Origin of the sequence: Pantoea sp. RIT413, from assembly GCF_003057675.2 — a bacterium.
Classification (GTDB): Bacteria; Pseudomonadota; Gammaproteobacteria; order Enterobacterales; family Enterobacteriaceae; genus Pantoea; species Pantoea eucrina.
Window position 1 is genome coordinate 288,942 of the sequence record NZ_QBJB02000001.1, and the last position, 19,892, is coordinate 308,833.

A 19,892-nucleotide genomic window follows, 5' to 3' on the forward strand; every position below is an offset into this window, starting at 1 on the left:
ATCATCCTGCTTTTGCTGCTCACCAGCGGTGTGCAGCGCGTTGAGGGAACAGAGAGCAGAGTTATGCTGATCAAGACCGCACTATTATTTTTCATTACGGCTGTCGCAGAGATTGCGGGCTGTTTCTTGCCCTGGCTCTGGCTGCGTAAAGGGATGAGCGCCTGGCTGCTGTTGCCGGCTGCGGCGAGTCTGGCGCTATTTGTCTGGCTGCTCACGCTGCATCCGGCGGCGAGCGGGCGGGTTTACGCGGCGTATGGCGGTGTCTATGTGTTTACGGCGCTGATCTGGCTGCGCGTGGTGGATGGGGTACGGCTGAGCGCATGGGACTGGGCGGGCGCGCTGATAGCGCTGTGCGGGATGCTGATTATTGTCACCGGCTGGGGAAAAGCGTAACAGCGTCACCCGGTGCTATCAGGTGACGTTGTCACACACGGTTACGCGTCTTTATGCACTTTCAGCCCGGCGGTGGTCTGGCTGACCGGCATAATCTCCAGCGTGTTGATATTGACGTGCGCTGGCAGCGTGGTTACCCAGTAAACGGCCTCGGTGACATCCTCTGCCGTCAGCGCCGTTGTACCTTCATACACCGCGCCGGCGCGATCGTCATCGCCTTTAAAGCGCACGTTGGAAAATTCCGTTCCGCCTACCAGACCCGGCTCGATATCGGTCACGCGCAGCGCGGTGCCGTGGAGATCGGTACGCAGATTCAGGCTGAACTGGCGCACAAACGCTTTGGTTGCGCCATAGACGTTGCCGCCCGCATAGGGCCAGCTGCCGGCAATGGAACCGATATTGACGATATGCCCGACGTTGCGCTCTACCATGGCAGGCAGCAGCGCCCGGGTCATGAAAACCAGGCCTTTGGTATTGGTGTCGATCATATTCTCCCAGTCATCGACGCTGGCTTTATGGGCTGGCTCAGTGCCCAGCGCCAGGCCGGCGTTGTTGACCAGTACATCAATGTTGCGCCACTCTGCCGGCAGCGCAGCGATGACCTCCTCGATAACGGCACGATTACGCACATCGAGCTGAACGGTATAGAGGTTTTCACCCAGCTCATCCTTCAGCGCCTGCAGCCGTTCGGCGCGCCGCCCGCTGGCGATCACTTTATGGCCTGTGGCAATGAAGCGACGGGTAATACTTTCACCAAACCCCGCAGTAGCACCGGTAACAAAAATAATCATCTCACTGTTCCTTAACTGTTTTCAGGTAGTCCGCGTTTAACCATATCACCATCATTCTTCGCCTGCTGAAAAAAAGCGGCCGGCAAACTCTCTGTCGCCGGAATGCGTTAACAGGGTGCAGGCGTGCATCGCGCTGACGCATCACGGAGCAGAGCCAGCGGTCGCCAGCGCATCTTAACGCCGGCGCAGGTGCGCGTAATCGTTTGCGCATCCGGTTGCCTCTCTTTTAGCCTAACCTTATGATTTAGCAGGTAAATAACCCTGAACTGGCACGGCTTTTGCACACTCATTTTATCTTACTGAGAGGATGAGTTATGAATGCTGACAACGAGACGCTGCTGCGCGCCAGTTTTTTTGATTTTACCCGCACGGTAGATCAGCCAGAGGCGCTGAGTGACGCCGCACGCTATCTCGCTGATGGTCTGCTCACGCTGCGTGCAGGAAAAATTGTCAGCCTGGAAAGCTGGAGCAGCGCGGCGCCACGGGTGGATAGCCGGCGGGTCACGGACCTGCGCGGCAAGCTGATTGTGCCGGGGTTTATCGATACCCATATTCACTATCCGCAGACGGAAATGATGGGCGCGTTTGGCGAACAGCTGCTGACCTGGCTGAATAACTATACCTTTCCGGTTGAGCAGCAGTATCACTGTGCAACCCATGCGGCAAAGATGTCCGATTTTTTCCTGCAGCAGCTGCTGGCTAACGGTACCACTACCGCACTGGTGTTTGGCACGGTGCATCCGCAGTCGGTTGACGCGCTCTTCAGCGCGGCGGAGCGGCTCAGCATGCGGCTCATTGCCGGTAAAGTGATGATGGACCGCAACGCGCCGGACTACCTGACTGAAACCCCCGAAACGAGCTATCAGCAGACGCGGGCGCTGATTGAGCGCTGGCACCGGCGCGGCCGTCTTGGCTATGCGCTGACCCCACGCTTTGCGCCGACCTCTTCGCCACAGCTGCTGGAACGGGTAGGTCAGCTGCGGAGAGAGTTTCCCGATACCTGGCTGCATACGCACCTGAGTGAAAATCCGCAGGAGGTGGCGTGGGTCAGAGAGCTTTTTCCCGAGCGCAACGGCTATCTCGATGTCTATCACCACTATCAGCTCACTGGCGCACGCAGCGTATTTGCCCACTGCCTGCATCTGCAGGACCATGAGTGGCAGTGCCTGCACGACACCGGTTCAGCCATCGCATTTTGCCCTACTTCAAATCTGTTTCTTGGCAGCGGGCTGTTTGATCTCAAACGCTGCTGGCAGGAGAACGTGCGCATGGGGATCGGCACCGACGTTGGCGCTGGTACCACCTTCAACCTGCTGCAGACGCTGGGCGAGGCGTATAAAGTCGGGCAGCTGCAGCACTATAAGCTGACCGCCTGCGAAGCGCTTTATCGCGCCACGCTGGGCGGGGCGCAGGCGCTGGATCTCGACGATAAAATTGGCAACTTTGCGCCCGGCAAAGAGGCGGATTTTGTGGTGCTGGATCCGGCCGTATCGCCGCTGCAGCAGCTGCGTCATGGCAACAGTAAAGATATCTTCGAGCAGCTGTTTGTTCTGATGACGCTGGGTGACGATCGCAACATTGCGCAGACCTGGGTAAATGGCCAGCCGGTGTGGCAAAAAGAGAGGGCGGGCAGCACGCCGGGTTGTTGCCCGCACACCGGCGTGCCAGGATAAAGGCTCTCTGCCGCAGGCTATTGCGGCGTTGCTGATTATCAGGAGCGATAATGAACCGATCCGCCAATCCCTTTTTTAGCGCCAGCACGCTGCCGTATCAGGCGCCGCCGTTCGATCAGATAAGCGAAGACGATTTTCTGCCGGCGCTGGAAGCGGGCATCGAAGAGAAGCGCCGCGAAGTCGCCGCGATTATCGCAAACCCTGCGCCACCGGACTTTGCTAATACGTTTGAAGCGCTGGAGCGCAGCGGCCTCTTACTGAGCCGGGTGTGGCAGGTCTTTTCAGCCATGACGGCAGCGAATACGTCGCCACGCCTGCAGGAGGTGGAAGAGATCATTACGCCCGCCCTGGCGGCGCTGCACGATGAGATCTACCTCAATAGCGCGCTCTTCGCCCGGCTGGAGGCAGTCTGGCAGCAGCGCAGTACCGCCTGCCCGGACGCAGAGGCGGTGCGGCTGACGGAGGTTACCCGGCAGGCGTTTCAGCTGGCCGGAGCCAGCCTGAGTGATGATGAAAAACAGCGGCTGCGCGACATCAATCAGGAGCTGGCAGGCCTCAGCACCCGCTTTGGTAACCGTCTGCTGGCGGCGACGCAGTCAGCCGCTTACACCGTCAGCAGCCCGGAGGCGCTGGCGGGACTCGACGATGCAGCGCTGGAGCAGGCGCGTGCCGCTGCGGCCGCACGTGGTCTGGATAATCAGTGGCTGATCCCGCTGCAAAACACCACGCAGCAGCCAGCGCTGAGCCGGTTAACCATCCGCGCCACGCGGGAAGCGCTGTTTGAGCAGGCGCTGAAGCGCTGTGAGCGTAACGATGTTAACGATACGCGGCCGCTGGTTTCGCGTATGGCGCAGCTGCGGGCGGAGCAGGCCGCGCTGCTGGGCTATAGCAGCTATGCGGCGTGGAACCTGCAGGATCAGATGGCGAAAACGCCGGATGCCGCGCTGGACTTTATGCGCAATATTGTGCCGGCAGCCTGCGAGCGCGCCGGGCGCGAGGCCGCAGAAATAGAACAGCTGATGGCTGAGCAGCAGCAGAGATTTGACCTGCGCGCCTGGGACTGGAATTTTTACGCAGAGCAGGTGCGCCAGGCGAAATATGACTTTGATGAAGACGCTATTCGCCCCTGGTTCGCGCTGGATAGCGTGCTGGAGCGCGGCGCGTTCTGGGCCGCCACGCAGCTTTACGGTATTCGGTTCAGCCAGCGCCACGATCTGCCGGTCTATCATCCGGATGTGTGCGTCTATGAGATTTTCGACGCCGATGAGACGCCGCTGGCGCTGTTTTATACCGACTTTTTCGCTCGTGATAATAAAAGCGGCGGGGCATGGATGGGCAACTTTGTTGACCAGTCTGCGCTGCTGGATCAGAAACCGGTGATCTACAACGTCTGCAACTATACCAAACCGCAGCCTGGCCAGCCGGCGCTGCTGAGCTGGGATGATGTTATCACGCTGTTCCACGAATTTGGTCATGCGCTGCACGGCCTGTTTGCCAGCCAGCGCTACGCCAGCCTCTCCGGTACGGCCACGCCGCGCGATTTTGTGGAGTTTCCGTCGCAGATTAACGAACACTGGGCCAGTCATGAGGCGGTGTTCGCCAGCTATGCGCGCCACTGGGAAACCGGGGAGCCGATGCCCGCTGCGCTGCGCGAAAAAATGGTACAGGCCGCTACCTTTAATAAAGGTTATGACATGACCGAACTGCTGGCCGCGGCGCTGCTGGATCTGCAATGGCACTCCCTCTCCGCGCACGATAAGCCACAGGATGTGGAACATTTTGAACGGCAGGCGCTGCAGGCAGAAAACATTGCGCTGTCAGCAGTGCCGCCGCGCTATCGCTCCAGCTATTTTCGTCACATCTGGGGAGGAGGATATGCGGCAGGCTATTACGCCTATATCTGGACGCAGATGCTGGCTGACGATGGTTATCAGGCGTTCACTGAACAGGGTGGCCTGACGCGGGAAAACGGGCAGCGCTTCCGGGATCTGGTCTTGTCACGCGGAAACAGCAGCGATCTGCAGCACGTCTGGCTGAGCTGGCGCGGTAAAGCGCCAGCGCCAGAGCCGATGCTGCGCCATCGCGGATTAAGCGCAGAGTAGGGCAGAAGCGGTGGCGCGCTATCCCATCGGGCCACCGCAGATTGTGTCGCACATGCCAGCCAGCACCCGCTCGCCGCTTTCGGTTTTTAGCTCTTCATACCAGGCTGCCGTCAGCGCGGGCTCTTTACCGTGCGTCACGTCGCAGCGCTTGCGTGCCTTCAGCACCAGGTCGCGGGTGCGGTCCAGCCGGCGCGCCTGATAGCGCAGCAGCGCATCTTCCACCCCCAGCGAATGTGTCGCCAGCGTTTGTGCCAGCACCACGGCATCTTCCATTGCCGCGCAGCCGCCCTGACCAATATCGGGGGTGGTGCTATGGGCTGCATCGCCCAGCAGCGCCACGCGTCCGCGCACAAAGCGGGTAAGGGGTTCGGTATCGTGTATTTCGACCCGGTTAGTGGTGAGCGGATCGAGCTGCGCTATCAGCCGCTGCACCGGTTCGGCCCAGCCGGCGAAATAGCCGCTGAGATCGGCGCGCAGCGTGGTGCGATCCTGAGCGAGGCCGGCAGGTAGCGGCACATCAAAGAAGAAGTAGAAGCGGTTGCCGGCAACCGGCATCAGCGACACGCGCTTGCCGTCGCCGACAAAAGTGGTCCACTGATCGGCGGGTGCAATCGCTTCATCCACGCTAATCAGCCCGTTCCAGTTTACATAGCCTGCATAGCGACGCGCCACGCGCTCGCCCAGAACCGCCTCGCGCAGTACAGAGTGCGTGCCGTCCGCAGCGATCAGCAGGTCGCCTGTGGCTTCGCTGCCGTCGGCAAAGAAAGCGGTAACGCCCTGCGAGGTTTGTTCAGCATGCGTGACGCGCCTGCCAAAGCGAACGCGCGTCCGGCCATAAGTATCAAGCAGCATCGCCTGCAGCCCGGCGCGTGATACCGGCGCAGGATATTCACCGGTGCGCTGCACCAGCGGATCCAGGCTGAAGCGGGTCAGGGGGGCACCGCTTCGCGCATCGTGATAAGCCATCCAGGCCATATTGCCGCTCAGCGCGCGCAGCGGCTGTTTCAGACCGAGGGCATTCAGGCATTTCACGCCGTTAGGCCAGACGGAAATGGCTGCGCCAACCGGTTTCATCTCCGCAACGGCCTCATAGACTTCCGTCTCAAAGCCCGCCCGTTCCAGGGCGATAGCAGCACTCATTCCGCCGATACCGGCGCCAATAACAATCACTTTCATCATGCTCTCCTGTGCTCAGTCAGGGAAATACTGCAACTTCTGTACCAGATGCGCGCCAACAGACAGCGTGTTGATAACTATGGTTTTTTATAAAAGAGACATAATGATGAAACGATTGTTGCAGTGCGCTCGCACTTTTATAGTGCAACTCTATGCGCATGAATCTTTTGTTTCATGCGGCATTCTGACCAGATTTTGCGCATACTTAAAGCTTCAGAGCGGAGGATTAATCATGAAGTGGATAATTGCGTTAATGATGGCGTGCAGCGTAAACGCGATGGCGCAGAGCAGCTGGCAGCCGTCGCCCAAATCGCCGTCTGCTATGTTTACCCCGATCGCGTCAAAATGCGATCTGTCGGCCTGTCAGCAAAACTGCTACGTACAGCAGTCACAGTGCAAAAATGATAGCGGCGGCGGATGTGGCTCGCTGGCGCAAATCTGTGTACAGAACTGCACCAGCCAGTGTCGCTGAGTATCAGCGGGTCTCGCGCCAGATGTCGCGCATCGCCAGCTCCAGTTTTTTAAACTGGTGATAGCGCGCGTCGTGGAAGCTGACCCACTCCGGCCGCGGCTGCCGCTCTTCCGGCTGCAGACGCACCGCATGCTGCACCGCATCCGTCAGATCCCGCCACACGCCCACGCCAACGCCTGCACAGAGCGCGGCGCCCAGCGCGCCGGTTTCCGTACACTCTGCCACCCGCACCGGAATATTCAAAACATCGGCAAACATCTGCGGCCAGATGACGCTGCGCGCGGCGCCGCCTGAGAGCGTGGCACGGGTAAATGGGAGGCCGGCAGCGTGCAGCCGGTCAATATGCGCCCGGTGAGCAAAGGTCACGCCCTCAAACAGGGCAAACAGCATATCTGCACGGGTATGCCAGCCGCCCAGCCCGTAAAAGCCGGCGCGGGCCGGTTCCGGTTTGCGGCCGGAGTAGAGGTAAGGGTGATAAAACGGCAGATGCGGATCCTGACGGATCTGCGCCACGCACTCGCTGCTCTGCACCGCGCCTTTTCCTCCGCGCCGGTCGTCAAATTCCCGCAGAAACCAGTTGAGGTTGGCCGCCGAGGTTGCGCTGGCCTCAATCGCCATAAAGCGATCCCGCTCTATCATTGAACTCATGGAAACCGGGCGAAGATAGTCAGGTTTATCCACCACAACCTGATTGATACTCCACGTACCCGCTACGATTGAGGCGTCACCGCAGCTGACGACCCCCGATCCCGCTGCGCTGGCCACCACATCAAACAGACCCGCCACCACCGGTATACCCGCCGGCAAACCGGTGCGTGCCGCCGCCAGCGCGGTAACATAACCGCTGACAGCGCTCGATTCACGCAGCGGCGGCAGCCAGGCTGCTGCCTCCTCAATGTCATAGAGTGCCAGCAGTTCACTGCTGTAATCGCGAACGCGATAGTCAATCAGCCCGGCACCCGCCGCATCTGAATAGTCGCTGCTGAGCGCGTCGCTGAGAAAATGGACGATAACATCTTTAGCGCTCAGTACCGCACCGATCTGCTGCCATATCTGAGGCTGGTGCTGTTTAACCCAGCTCAGCAGCACCGGCGTGGAGGCTGCCCACGGCGTCTGGCGGGAGAGGGTATAAATGGCGTGCTGTTTTTCAGCCTGCTCCAGCGCAGCGACAATATCGTCCGCCCGCCGATCGATCGACTGAATGCCAAGCTGCGGCTGCAGCGCCCGGTCCAGCGTATAGAGGCCATTGCCGTGTCCGGCGGCGCCCACTGCAATGATATCCTGTGCGTCCGTGCCCGCCTGCAGCAGGCAGTGACGGATCGCCTGTTCAGTACCGTGCCGGATGGCGGCTATCGAACGCTCGGCGTAGCCCTCCTGCGGCTGCAGCGTTTCGCCGCTATGCTCAGCCACGGCCAGTATCGTCCCGCTGAGATCAAACAGCACCGCCTTGATCATCGTATTACCGGCATCAATACCCAGGATTTTCATATCCGGCTCCGTAAAACCGCAGAGGAGAGCGCGCACAGAACGTGCGCCAGGTCAGGCGTCAGCCTGCTGATAAAGGGCCAGCGCATCCTCGCCGCTGGCACCCTGATGAATAATGGCCATCAGGGCGGCGACGACCCGGGCAGGAGAGGCGTGCTGATAAACATTGCGCCCATACACCATGCCGCTGGCACCCTGCGCCATCAGCAGCGCGCTTTTGTGCAGTACCGCACCGATCTCGCCTTTACCCCCACCGCGCACCAGCGTCGGACAGCGCGCCGCCTCTACCACGCGGTGAAAATCAGCCGGGTTATCGGTTGGATCCGCTTTGATAATATCGGCGCCCAGTTCGCGCGCCAGCCGCACCAGCGGAACAATCTGCTCTGCATCGCCCAGTGAACCGTAGGCGGCCCCCTGACCGGCGGGTGCCATCACCAGCGGCTCAATCATCAGCGGCATGCCGTAGCGGTCGCACGCATGGCGCAGCCGGCCAATATTTTCGATGCACATGCGAAAAATCGCGGGTTCATCGGGGATAAGATAAAGATTCACCACCACGGCGGCCGCATCCAGCTGCAGCGCCGCCAGAACCGGCTCATCGGGATTATGCAGCACTGCCCACATCTCGCGATGGCGCACGGCGTTATAGGCGTTGCCGACGTCGGTGCGCAGCACCAGAGCGGGTTTCACTCCTTCCGCGCACTGCAGCAGATCTGCCTGTCCGTAATTGAGCTGAATCGCATCGGGCTGCGCGGCAATCAGGTTCTGCATCACCGCGCCAATATTCTCAAGCCCCTGCAGAAAATCGGGTTCATTGGCAATACCGTGATCGACCGCTACGTCCAGACAGCGGCCGTGACGGAATAACCGCTTCATGCGTGCCTTATTGCTCGCTGACATGCTGTGCCTCCTGCTGCATCACCGTAGGGTAGAGGCCATGCAGACCGTGAAAACGCGCCAGCGACGCGCAGCAGCGCTGCAGCTGCTGTACCCGCTGACGCTCGCTCCAGCCCAGCGTCTGCGCCATCAGCAGCGAGATCTCCTGAATGAGCGGCGGGGTCAGCTCGCCGCCGATCGCCAGCGACGTGCGGCGCACCAGCAGATCTTCCAGCTGGCACACCTGCTCATGCTCTGTCAGATAGCGCAGTTCCGTGGCGCTGTAATCGGCGTGATGATGCAGCGGACGGTCGTCATCGCGCAGCAGCGACAGCAGCGGTAAGGCGCGGCTGCCGTAACGTTTTACCAGCTGCGTGACGCGCGGCAGCGGCAGCGCATGCTGCTGCGCCAGCTGGGCGATCCAGGCGGGCTGGGCCGCCGGAGCAGGGAAGTCGCGCCCGCCGCCAATCGCTAAATCAGTGGTGGAAACATGGCGCTTTTCGCCCAGCAGCCGCAGAACGCGATCGGCCGCCTCTTCACCGAAGCGGCGAAAAGTGGTCCACTTACCACCTACCAGACAGAGCGTGCTCCAGGCGCGGGTGGGATCGGGCGGCAGCATCACCAGCGAGTGGTTACGTGATATCTGACCGCTCAGCTTTGCATCACTGGCAGGCAGCGGACGTACGCCGCAAAAGGTGTAGACCACGGCGGACTCCGGCACCACCACCTCAGGAAAGACAAAGCGCAGCGACTCAAGAATATACGCTTTCTCGGCTGCCTCGCAGACCACGTTATCGGGATCGTCAACGCGGATATCCGTTGAGCCGGCCAGGACTTTACCTCCCCACGGATAGAGGATGCAGACGCGCCCCTCCTGATTCTCGAAGTAGACCATTTCACCATCAAGCATGCGCAGCAGCTCCGGATGATCGAGGATCAGATGTGACCCTTTGGTGCCGCCAATCAGTTTCTGCCGGGCGCTTTTGGGCGCGATCTGCTGGTTAAGCTGATCAATCCATGCGCCGCCGGCATTGACCAGCACGTGTGGCTGCAGGCGAAACTGCTCTCCGCTCAGAGTATCTTTCAGCGTGACGCTCTCACCGTCGCTGCTGATTAACTGCATATAATTCAGCGCCAGCGCGTCGCTGCAGGCGCGCTCTGCATCCTCCACCAGCTCAAGCCCCAGCCGTTCCGGGGCGCTGATCCACGCATCATAGTAGCTGGCGCTATATTTCACCCACGGCGCAAAGCCCGGCCAGCGATCGCGGGTTGCCGCCTCGCTTCGTACCTGATGTTTAGGCATGGAGCCATACTGGCGCGTATAGAGGTCATACAGGCTGAGGCCGGTTTTGATCAGCAGCGCACCGCGCCGGGCAGGTTTGTCACTGAGGCGCAGAAACCGTCGCGTGGCGTTGACCATGCCGCCGCCGAAGGTTTCCACCGGCACCGTCGTCCGCAGCGGGAAAACATAGTGCGACGCGTTTTTCAGCAGCCGGTCGCGCTCGATCACAGACTCTTTAACCAGACCAAACTCACCGGTTTCAAGATAGCGCAGGCCGCCATGGATCATGCGCGACAGGGCACCACTTGCCGCCTGACACCAGTCATCGCGCTCCACCAGAATAGCCGGGATGCCCTGAAGGGCCAGTTCGCGAAAGGTACTGATGCCGTTTATGCCGCCTCCGGCAATCAGGACCGGTGTAATCTGACGCTGGCGCAGCCTGTCGAGACGCTCATTACGGGTTAACACAGTAGCCATAGCACGCTCCCTGACGGTGAAGGCTTATCCGTCAAAGGTATAGGAGTGCGCAGCCAAAACGGCAAACCCGCTTACTCAGGATGTGACTCTGTTCACTTACACCACGAATGGGCATGTGGGGTGGGCCGGGGGCGGATATACTATGCGCACCGCTTTTGGTTCTGAGGAATAAGGATTATTCATGCGACGCCGCGTTATGGCTACATTTTTGCTGTTTATCGCCACTTCCGCTGCTGCCCGGGCACCGGATAACATTATTGAGCCGCTGATGGCGCGCTTTGCGATCCCCGGCATGGCGGTTGCCGTGCTGAACAAGGGCCAGACGACCTTTTATAGTTACGGTGTCACTTCAACCGATCGCGGAGAGCCGGTCACCTCCCGCACGCTGTTTGAGATCGGCTCGCTGAGCAAAACCTTTACCGCCACGCTCGCCAGCTACGCCGTACAGCAGCATAAAATGCAGCTTCGCGACAGCGCCAGCCAGTGGCTGCCTGCTCTGCAGGGCAGCGCGCTCGATCGCGTTACGCTGCTGAACCTGGCGACGCATACCAGCGGCATGCCGCTGTTTGTGCCGGAGGAGGTCACGGATAGCGCGCAGCTGATGCAGTGGTATAAGGCGTGGCAGCCTGAGGCAGAGCCGGGAACAGAGCGCGTCTATTCAAACCTCGGTATTGGTATGCTCGGCATGATAGCGGCGAAGAGCCTGAATATGTCATTTATGCGCGCAATGGAGTCGATGCTGCTGCCGGCGATGGGAATGCATCGTACTTTTCTTCAGGTGCCGCCGCGCGCCATGCCGGATTACGCGCAGGGCTACGATAAACAGAACCGGCCGGTACGCGTGACGCCCGGGCCGCTGGATGCAGAAGCGTATGGGCTGAAATCAACGTCAGAAGATCTGATTCGCTGGATCGGCATTCAGATGGGAGAGGTTAACGTGGTACCTGCCTGGCGGCAGGCGGTGGCTGCCACCCATCAGGGCTATTTTCGCACGGCGGCATTTACGCAGGCGATGATGTGGGAGTACTACCCGCTGCCTGTTACTCAGCAGCAGCTGGTGGCGGGGAACAGCAGCAAAATCATACTTAACGGTATGCGGGCCACGCCGGTTTCTCCTTCTGCGCCGGTGCCGCTACGCGCCTGGTATAACAAAACCGGCTCAACCAATGGCTTTTCAGCCTATGCGGTGTTTATCCCTTCCCAAAGGGTGGGGCTGATTATGCTGGCCAATAAATGGATACCCAATGACGATCGCGTTATTGCTGCAGATGAGATTATCCGTGCGCTGGCAAAGTGAGGAGAGACGATGAATATACGGGCATTGCGGGCTGAGGATTATGTGGCCTGGCTGCGGTTATGGCAGGGCTACCAGCAGTTTTATCAGACAGAGATTGATGAGGCGACGACCGGCGAAACGTTCCGGCGCATGCTCTCCCGTGCGGAACCGATGTATTGTCTGGTGCTGGAGCAGGGTGGCAGCATGGTGGGGCTGGTGCATTTTCTGACGCATCGCTCCACCTGGACGCGCGGTGACTACTGTTATCTGCAGGACCTGTTTGTCGCAGAAGCGGCGCGCGGTAACGGTGCGGGTGAGGCGCTGATACTGGCCGTCTATGAGCAGGCCAGAGCGCGCGGCTGTTCACGGGTCTACTGGAACACGCAGGAGGGAAACGTCGCCGCACGGGCGCTGTACGACCGGCTGGCAACGAAAACGGAATTTATTCAGTATCGCTATCTGGTAGCACCTTAGTAGTTACAACAAACATTATTATTTTTGTATTAACATAGTTAGCCACCTCTGCGAAAAAAGCCTGACAGAAAAAATAAGCCGCGGGCAGGGCAGCCCGCAGGAACTAAGCTTTTTGTTACCTCACACTTTCAAATGAAACCTCCTGCCAACTGTGACCGCGTCCGGCTTTCCGCCACAACCGGCTTGCCATACGCCAGCTGCGTGTTATGAATGAAAATTTATTAACTTTCATTTGAAACCAGAGCGAGAGGTGATTTCTGTGACCACTTTATTCTCTTCAGAGCAGCAGCCCGACGATTTCAGAAAAAGCATTCGTCAGATGAAGCAGCAGCTGCGCCAGCAGATCGGAGATGTGGAGGCGCTGTATAAGCAGGTGCGGGAGAGCGTGGTGACGGAGCTTGCCGCGGCCAGAAATGAAGAGGCGCAGTCTGGTTCCGCCTGGCCCCAGCTGAGCTGGCAGGCGATAGCCGCAGGTGAAATCAGTGAGGCGCAGAAAGCACATATCCGGCGGCGCGGCTGTGTTGTGGTAAAAGGTAATTTCAGCCGCGAATGCGCGCTGGGATGGGATGCATCGATGATGCGTTATCTGGACGATAACGATTTTATGACCGGCTACCGGGGACCGGGAGATGATTTCTTTGGCAATCTTGCGGCGGCGCGGCCGGAAATCTATCCGATTTACTGGAGTCAGGCGCAAATGGCCGCGCGGCAGAGTGAGTCGATGGCTGCCACCCAGCGATTCCTCAATCACCTGTGGCGGTTTGATTCTCAGGGTAAACGCTGGTTTGACCCTGATGTCAGCATTATCTATCCCGACCGCATCCGCCGGCGGCTGCCCGGCACAACCTCTAAAGGGCTCGGTGCGCATACCGATTCCGGTGCGCTGGAGCGCTGGCTGCTGCCGGCTTATCAGCAGGTATTCAGACATATCTTTAATAACCGCTTTGCACAGTATGACCCGTGGGATGCGGCATACCGCACAGAGGTAAATGACTACCAGTCCGGTACTACCACAAAATGTTCGGTATTCCGTACGTTTCAGGGCTGGACGGCGCTCTCTGATATGCAGCCTGGTCAGGGTTTGCTGCACGTTGTGCCGGTGCCGCAGGCAATGGCGTTACTGCTGCTGCGTCCTCTGCTCAGCGATGTACCGGAAGAGGAGCTATGCGGGGTTGAGCCGGGTAAAGTCCTGCCGGTATCGGAGCGCTGGCATCCTGAACTGATTGCCGGACTCTGCTCCATTCCGGCGCTGGAAGCGGGCGATTCCGTATGGTGGCATTGCGATGTGATACATTCTGTCGCGCCGGTAGAAGATCAGCAGGGCTGGGGTAATGTGATGTATATTCCGGCCGCGCCGATGTGCGACAAAAATCGCGCTTACGCGCATCAGGTGGCGCAGGCGCTGACAGAGGGTGTTTCACCCGGTGATTTCCCGCGTGAAGATTATGAGGTTAACTGGCAGGATCGCTTTACGCCCCAGCATCTGAACGCCCGCGGCCGTCAGGCGCTGGGCCTTACTGACTAACTGCAGGACACTATGAACGCACGTCATCAGTCAATTATCGAGCTGCTCAGCGCGCGCGGCAGCGTCAGCGTCAGCGAGCTGGCGCTGACCACCGGCGTCTCTGAAGTCACGATGCGCCAGGATCTTAACCAGCTGGAAAAAGAGGGGCTGTTGCGTCGGGTGCATGGCTCCGCCGTTGCTGCGGGCGGTGACGACGTCAGCGCCCGGATGCAAACCCGCCTTGCCGTAAAAAAACGGCTGGCCGATTATGCCGCCTCTCTGGTGAATGCAGGGGAAACGGTATTTATTGAGGGGGGCAGCACCAATGCGCTGCTGGCACAGGCGCTGAGCGAGCGGCATGACGTTACGCTGGTCACGGTAAGCCACTATATTGCCGGCCTGCTGCGTGAAAAGGGCGGCGACGTCATTATTCTCGGCGGTCTGTTTCAGAAAAGCAGTGAGTCGGTGGTCGGTCCGCTGACCCGGCTCTGTATTCAGCAGCTCAGCTTTCATAAAGTCTTTATCGGCATTGATGGCTGGGATCGCGCCACCGGCTTTACCGGGCGCAACATGCTGCGCTGCGATGTGGTTCATGCGCTGCTGGAAAAGCCTGCGCACACTATTGCGCTGACCGACTCCTCTAAATTTGGTCAGATCCACCCTTATGCGCTGGCGCCGCATCAGCCGTTCAGGCAGCTGATTACCGACAGCGAGCTTGATCCGGCCGCTCAGGCGCTGCTGACGGCGCAGGGAACGGAGGTCACGCAGATTTAACCTGGCGGTGCAGAGCGCTATTTTACTGACCGGTCAGCGTTATATCAGCAGCGCCTGCGCCGTGACCTCATCAGTGATCAGCCCGGAGAGCTGACCGCTGCTCAGCACGGCACGAATAGCCGCCACTTTACTCAGGCCACCCGTCAGCGCCACAATCTCACTGCGGTTCTGGCTGAGCGGCACGGAAAGTGTCCGCGCCGTCAGTGAGTTGTGGATCAGCGTGCCGTCGGCGGCAAAAAAGTGGCCCAGCAATTCTCCCACCGCGCCGGCTGCAGAGAGGGCGTTGATCTCCGCCTCTTCGAGCATGCCGGCTTCAACCAGCTGAGCCGCCGGCTCTACCGTCCCGATACCGACCAGCTTGACCTCACTGCGCGCGGCCATATCAAAAATCTCGCTGACGCCGCGCTGCGCCAGCAGAACATCGCGATCTTCTTCAGTGTTCGCAAAGAACGGCACCGGCATCATGTAAGACTGCGCGCCGGTTTTGGCGGCGATGCGGTGCATAACATCATGCGGGTTGAGCGCATAGTTGCGCGTCAGGCAGCCCAGCAGCGACACAAAACGCGCCTGTGGTGCCTCAAGGCGCGCCAGCTGATGGATCGCCGCGGAGAGGGTACGGCCATGCCCCAGCCCGAGCGTAATCGCGGGCGCGCCGAGCAGCAGCTGGCGCAGATAGTCCGCGCCAGCCATCCCCAGCGCCCGCACCGGCAGCCCGGTCTCACCCAGATCGGGCGCAACCTGACAAAACCGCAGGCCAAAGTGCTGACGCAGCTTATCCTCCAGCGCCACGCAGTCGAGAATATCGCCATCAATGGTGATTTTTACTGCGCCTTCCGCCACCATGCGCGCAATCAGGCGGTGCGTTTTTACCGAAGGCAGCCCCAGTCGTTTAGCGACTTCAGCCTGAGTCAGGCCGCCTACGTAGTGCAGCCAGGCCGCACGCAGCGCCAGAGAGTCATCACGATCGGCAGAAGCAGGTGCGGATTTCATGTCTTTGTCCATTCAGAGTAGAAGACGACGCGGGCTCCGGCCCGCGTGTTTAGCTGTGCGCTCCGGCGGGCCGTTGCGTCGCCAGATGCAGGTCCGCCACGCCGGTTTCAATATGGCTGGCCCAGAAAGCGACGCTCTCTGCGATCTCCGCCACGGCGCGACTGTCGGTGGGCTCGCGCTCTTTGAAACTCAGCTCCAGGCAGATTTCATTATCCTGCGCGCCACCACGCGCCAGCGCCTCCAGCAGCGGCTGCGGCTGAATACGGCCGCCGTCATTGTACTGCATTGTAAACGGACGATGCCCGCCTTTATCCATCATGCTCTGCTTGATATGAATGATCGGTGAGCAGCGCGGCACCGCTTCAGCCCAGGCGTAAGGATCGTAATCCTGCGGATCGGCCGAGGTCACATCACCGTGATCAATATCCGCCATCATCCACATCGGCAGGGCAAAATCGCGCTGGCTCAGGCGCTGCTGCAGTGCCAGCGCGGCGGGAATGGTTTCGCCAAACTCGCGCGCCACACTCATCGGCTCCCAGAAAAGATATTTCAGCCCCGCCGCGCGCGCATGTTCAGCGACCTCCTGCCAGCAGTCAGTGGCGATATCGATAAGCGTTTCGCGGCGCTCTGCGTCCCGGAAGTCGCGCTGCGTAAAAATGGCAAATTGCGAGCCGATAGCCACACCGCCCAGTTCAGCGGTGATGTCCGCAAAGGTTTTGAACCAGTCAATATAGTAGCGGCGCACCGCAGCATCGGGATGACCAAAGTGGTTCAGTCGCCCGTAGGGGCCGGTCATACCGGAGGTGACGCGCACGCCGGTGGCGTTCAGCGCCTGCTGCATACGACGCGTCATTGCGGTTATCGTCGCGGCAGGCCAGCCCGGATTGATAAATTCATGGGTCAGCTGCAGGTCGCGAATGCGGATCTGTTCCGCCACCGTGATAATTAAGTCGTGCGGATCGGCAAAGCGGTTAACCAGCGGATTCGTATTAAGCGAAAGAGTCAGGGCCATATCAGTTCTCCTGTCCGGCACGGGCGCGCAGCGGGATCACGCGCGCGGAAGCCGCTTCAAACCAGGTGATGAACGCATCGCGCTGCGCCGGGGTAAGGTGCAGCTGATGTTTAGTGCGCCGCCACAGAATATCCTCCGCCTGCTGCGCCCACTCGTGGTCAGCCAGATAGCGTGCTTCTGCTTCATACAGCAGTCCGCCAAAATGGCGTCCCAGATCGCTCAGCGCCGTTGCATCTGCCAGCAGCTGTGCGATGCGCGTTCCATAAAGACGGGCGTAGTGTTTACGCAGCGGCTGCGGCAGCCACGGCCAGCGCGATTTGCACTGATCCAGAAAGGTTTCAAAGTCGGCGTCAGCCATATCGCCTCCCGGCAGCGTGGCCGCACGCGTCCAGTCAGCGCCCATCTGCGGAAAGAAGGGGGCTAGCTTCTGCAGGGCGTGCTCTGCCAGCTTGCGGAACGTAGTGATTTTCCCGCCAAACACGTGCAGCAGCGGCGCATCCTGCTGGTTATCGAGGTCAAACACGTAGTCGCGCGTCACCGCGGAGGGGTTGCCTTTGCCGTCGTCAAACAGCGGACGCACGCCGGAGAAGCGGGTAATAACGTCAGCCGGGCGCAGCTTAACTTTAAAGTAGCGGTTAACGACGTCTAACAGATACTGTTGTTCTGTATCGTCGGCGGTCACCGCTTCCGCTTTGCCTTCCCACGGAATATCCGTCGTGCCAATCAGCGCTTTATCGCCTTCATAAGGATTGATAAAAATCACGCGCTTATCGGTGTTCTGCACCAGATACGCCTGCTGACCCTCCCAGAATTTAGGCACGATAAGGTGTGAGCCTTTCACCAGACGTACCCGGCGCTGGCTGTGGCTCTGCGTCACGTCGCTCACAATGTCCAGCACCCAGGGTCCCGCCGCGTTGACGATTGCCCGCGCAAACAGCGTGCGGCGCTCGCCGCTGCTGACATCTTCAAGGGTTATCTGCCATTTGCCGGCCAGGCGCTGTGCGGCAACGCAGCGCGTGCGCGGCAGAATGGTTGCGCCACGCTCAGCGGCATCCAGCGCGTTCAGCACCACCAGCCGCGCGTCATCGACCCAGCAGTCGGAGTACTCAAACCCTTTTTTATAGCTGTCGAGCAGCGGGGCGCCTTCGGGATCGCGCGTCAGATCGAGTGAGCGCGTACCGGGCAGTTTCTTACGGCCGCCCAGATGGTCATAGAAGAAGAGGCCGAGCCGTACCAGCCAGGCGGGACGATCGGAGGGGCTGTGCGGCAGCACAAAGCGCATCGGCCAGATAATATGTGGGGCAGCATTCAGCAGCACTTCCCGCTCAATCAGCGCTTCGCGCACCAGCCGGAACTCATAATACTCCAGGTAGCGCAGGCCGCCGTGCACCAGCTTCCCGGAGCGGGAGGAGGTGCCCTGCGCCAGATCGTCTTTTTCACACATCGCCACCGACAGGCCGCGACCGGCGGCATCACGGGCGATACCGGCGCCGTTAATGCCGCCGCCAATAACAAACAGATCCAGCATAGTGTCACTCATGATTGACTCCGTTACAGGTATTCAGCGCCTGCCAGCAGGCCGGCAGATCGCTGCGGATCTGCTGATAATGAGGAAACAGCGCGTCATAGCGCTGCATCAGATCGGGCTGCGGCGTTTCCGGCGTGTCAAGCAGCGGGCGGACCCAGGTTTCGGCACACGCGGCCATAGAAGAGAACGCGCCTACTGCAACCGCGGCCATCATTGCCGCGCCGGCCGCGCCCGCTTCTTCACGCTGGCTGATACGCACCGGGGCACCGATAGCCGCCGCGAGGATCTGCCGCAGCGGCGCTGAACGCACCGCACCGCCGGTCAGACGGATCTCGCCGGGCCGATCCTGACCCATCGCCTGGTAGCAGTCGCGCGCCGCCATACCAATTCCCTCTACCACGCCGCGCACCAGGTCTCCAAAAGTGTGCTGATAGTGCAGGCCGGTAAAACCGGCACGCGCGCTGGCATTCACGAAGGGACCGCGTTCGCCCGCCAGTGAAATATAGGGATGAAACAGCAGCGTGCCGGGTGTGGTGTGCGTCAGCCAGCTATCAATCTGCGCCACCAGCCGGGCGTGATCGGTTTCGCAGCCAAAGCTCTGCAGCAGGTCTCCGGCGACATTCAGCAGCCAGTCCAGATTCAGCGTCGAGGCCATATTGGTCTGAACCTGCGTGACATAACCGGGCCACGGCAGCGGGATCACGTAGCCGGTCTGCGCCGGATTGAGCCAGACATCATCAACAGTAACGCTGCGCAGATGGACGCCGGTTGAACCCACAATCGAACAGGCGGTATTGGCCTCGCCGGTGTGGACGCCCGCGCCCAGCGCCGTCATCGCCATATCCACATAGCCCAGCACTACCGGGGTCCCGGCCCGCAGGCCCGTCAGCGCTGCCGCCTCGCGGGTCAGGGGATGCGTGGTCTCTGTGCCCTCGACAATCTCCGGCAGCAGATGACGCCGGTGCGTCAGCCCCAGCGCGTCAATCACGGTGTCGTCATAGCCGGCGTGACGAAAGTTGCCAAAGGTAAAACTCGCCTCAGACGGGTCGGTGGCGCGTACGCCGGTCAGGTTAAGGTAGAGCCAGTCTTTGCAGTGCAGCGCGACGTCAGCCTTTGCCAGCAGTTCAGGAAAGTGCCTGTCCATGTGTGCCAGCTGCGCCCCCTGCTGGCAGGTATTGAGTCCGGTGCCGGTGGCGCTGAAGCGCGCCTGCGCCAGCGGATGCTGATTCAGCGTGGCCACCGTGGGGGCCGCCCGGGCATCGAGCCAGATCCAGGCGTCACCCACTGGCCGATCTTCCGCATCCACCAGCCAGCTGCCGTCCCCCTGAGCCGTCACGGCTAAAGCCACTACGCGGGCGGCCAGGTTGTCGATATGGTCGCCGAGCTGACGCAGGGCGCTGGCCGCATCCTGCCAGGTTTGCGACATCGACTGCTGCGCTGCGCCACCTGCTGCGCGATAATAGCGGTTACGTACCGACGCGCAGGCCAGCTGTTTGCCGGTCAAATCAAAGGCTACCGCCTTGACCACCGAGGTACCTGAATCCAGGCCCACAATGATATCGCCACTCTCCACCGACACCTCCACCTGGTATGTGCTGCGGGCTGCC

The 19,892-nt window shown here is 60.3% G+C and carries 17 protein-coding genes; 8 read left to right on the plus strand and 9 right to left on the minus strand.

Features of this window, described 5'->3' with window-relative positions; translation table 11 throughout:
* Nucleotides 1-66: 66 nt before the first annotated feature.
* Nucleotides 67-393, plus strand: coding sequence for a YnfA family protein (locus tag DBY66_RS01380; RefSeq protein ID WP_039385939.1), 327 nt, complete (start codon nucleotides 67-69; stop codon nucleotides 391-393).
* A 41-nt stretch (nucleotides 394-434) separates the two neighbouring features.
* Here DBY66_RS01380 and ydfG read toward each other — a convergent pair whose 3' ends face one another.
* On the minus strand, nucleotides 435-1,184 hold the full coding sequence (gene ydfG, locus DBY66_RS01385) for a bifunctional NADP-dependent 3-hydroxy acid dehydrogenase/3-hydroxypropionate dehydrogenase YdfG (protein WP_039384381.1): 750 nt from the start codon (nucleotides 1,182-1,184) through the stop codon (nucleotides 435-437).
* A 314-nt stretch (nucleotides 1,185-1,498) separates the two neighbouring features.
* Between ydfG and guaD the strand changes: the two genes are divergently transcribed.
* Together guaD and dcp are read left to right on the plus strand one after the other, a co-directional pair.
* Entirely contained in the window at nucleotides 1,499-2,857 is a 1,359-nt protein-coding gene (gene guaD / locus DBY66_RS01390; protein ID WP_108569329.1) for a guanine deaminase, read from the plus strand.
* 50 nt (nucleotides 2,858-2,907) lie between these two features.
* On the plus strand, nucleotides 2,908-4,959 hold the full coding sequence (gene dcp / locus DBY66_RS01395) for a peptidyl-dipeptidase Dcp (RefSeq protein ID WP_108569328.1): 2,052 nt from the start codon (nucleotides 2,908-2,910) through the stop codon (nucleotides 4,957-4,959).
* Between the two features lie 18 nt (nucleotides 4,960-4,977).
* Here dcp and hpxO read toward each other — a convergent pair whose 3' ends face one another.
* Nucleotides 4,978-6,135, minus strand: coding sequence for an FAD-dependent urate hydroxylase HpxO (gene hpxO, locus DBY66_RS01400; protein WP_039384376.1), 1,158 nt, complete (start codon nucleotides 6,133-6,135; stop codon nucleotides 4,978-4,980).
* A gap of 232 nt (nucleotides 6,136-6,367) precedes the next feature.
* Here hpxO and DBY66_RS01405 point away from each other — a divergent pair, with 232 nt between their 5' ends.
* Entirely contained in the window at nucleotides 6,368-6,607 is a 240-nt protein-coding gene (locus DBY66_RS01405; RefSeq protein ID WP_039384375.1) for a hypothetical protein, read from the plus strand.
* 3 nt (nucleotides 6,608-6,610) lie between these two features.
* Here DBY66_RS01405 and DBY66_RS01410 read toward each other — a convergent pair whose 3' ends face one another.
* Genes DBY66_RS01410 through DBY66_RS01420 form a run of 3 tightly spaced genes read right to left on the minus strand, consistent with a single transcriptional unit; the run spans nucleotide 6,611 to nucleotide 10,727 of the window.
* Nucleotides 6,611-8,095, minus strand: a complete 1,485-nt coding sequence (locus tag DBY66_RS01410; protein ID WP_039384372.1) for an FGGY-family carbohydrate kinase — start codon at nucleotides 8,093-8,095, stop codon at nucleotides 6,611-6,613.
* Nucleotides 8,096-8,146: 51 nt separating this feature from the next.
* Complete coding sequence (locus DBY66_RS01415) at nucleotides 8,147-8,992, minus strand: aldolase (protein WP_108569327.1); 846 nt, start codon at nucleotides 8,990-8,992, stop codon at nucleotides 8,147-8,149.
* Complete coding sequence (locus DBY66_RS01420) at nucleotides 8,976-10,727, minus strand: glycerol-3-phosphate dehydrogenase/oxidase (RefSeq protein WP_071668826.1); 1,752 nt, start codon at nucleotides 10,725-10,727, stop codon at nucleotides 8,976-8,978. The genes DBY66_RS01415 and DBY66_RS01420 overlap by 17 nt, the downstream gene beginning before the upstream one ends.
* A 181-nt stretch (nucleotides 10,728-10,908) precedes the next feature.
* On the opposite strand from DBY66_RS01420, the gene ampC reads away from it, so the two are divergent.
* The 4 genes from ampC to DBY66_RS01440 all read left to right on the plus strand — a co-directional run bounded on the left by ampC (nucleotide 10,909) and on the right by DBY66_RS01440 (nucleotide 14,755).
* Complete coding sequence (ampC, locus tag DBY66_RS01425) at nucleotides 10,909-12,024, plus strand: class C beta-lactamase (RefSeq protein ID WP_108569326.1); 1,116 nt, start codon at nucleotides 10,909-10,911, stop codon at nucleotides 12,022-12,024.
* Between the two features lie 9 nt (nucleotides 12,025-12,033).
* Entirely contained in the window at nucleotides 12,034-12,477 is a 444-nt protein-coding gene (locus tag DBY66_RS01430) for a GNAT family N-acetyltransferase (protein ID WP_039384367.1), read from the plus strand.
* A gap of 259 nt (nucleotides 12,478-12,736) precedes the next feature.
* Nucleotides 12,737-14,002 (plus strand): YbiU family protein, encoded by a 1,266-nt coding sequence (locus DBY66_RS01435; RefSeq protein ID WP_108569325.1) that lies wholly within the window; start codon nucleotides 12,737-12,739, stop codon nucleotides 14,000-14,002.
* A 12-nt stretch (nucleotides 14,003-14,014) separates the two neighbouring features.
* Nucleotides 14,015-14,755 (plus strand): DNA-binding transcriptional regulator YciT, encoded by a 741-nt coding sequence (locus DBY66_RS01440; protein ID WP_039384365.1) that lies wholly within the window; start codon nucleotides 14,015-14,017, stop codon nucleotides 14,753-14,755.
* Nucleotides 14,756-14,794: 39 nt separating this feature from the next.
* Here DBY66_RS01440 and DBY66_RS01445 read toward each other — a convergent pair whose 3' ends face one another.
* The 4 genes from DBY66_RS01445 to DBY66_RS01460 are packed head-to-tail and all read right to left on the minus strand — an operon-like array spanning nucleotide 14,795 to nucleotide 19,858.
* Entirely contained in the window at nucleotides 14,795-15,745 is a 951-nt protein-coding gene (locus DBY66_RS01445; protein WP_039385931.1) for a sugar-binding transcriptional regulator, read from the minus strand.
* Between the two features lie 49 nt (nucleotides 15,746-15,794).
* Entirely contained in the window at nucleotides 15,795-16,757 is a 963-nt protein-coding gene (locus DBY66_RS01450; RefSeq protein ID WP_108569324.1) for a TIM barrel protein, read from the minus strand.
* 1 nt (nucleotide 16,758) lies between these two features.
* Entirely contained in the window at nucleotides 16,759-18,297 is a 1,539-nt protein-coding gene (locus DBY66_RS01455; protein WP_108569323.1) for a glycerol-3-phosphate dehydrogenase, read from the minus strand.
* Complete coding sequence (locus DBY66_RS01460; RefSeq protein WP_108569419.1) at nucleotides 18,290-19,858, minus strand: FGGY-family carbohydrate kinase; 1,569 nt, start codon at nucleotides 19,856-19,858, stop codon at nucleotides 18,290-18,292. The genes DBY66_RS01455 and DBY66_RS01460 overlap by 8 nt, the downstream gene beginning before the upstream one ends.
* Nucleotides 19,859-19,892: the final 34 nt, after the last annotated feature.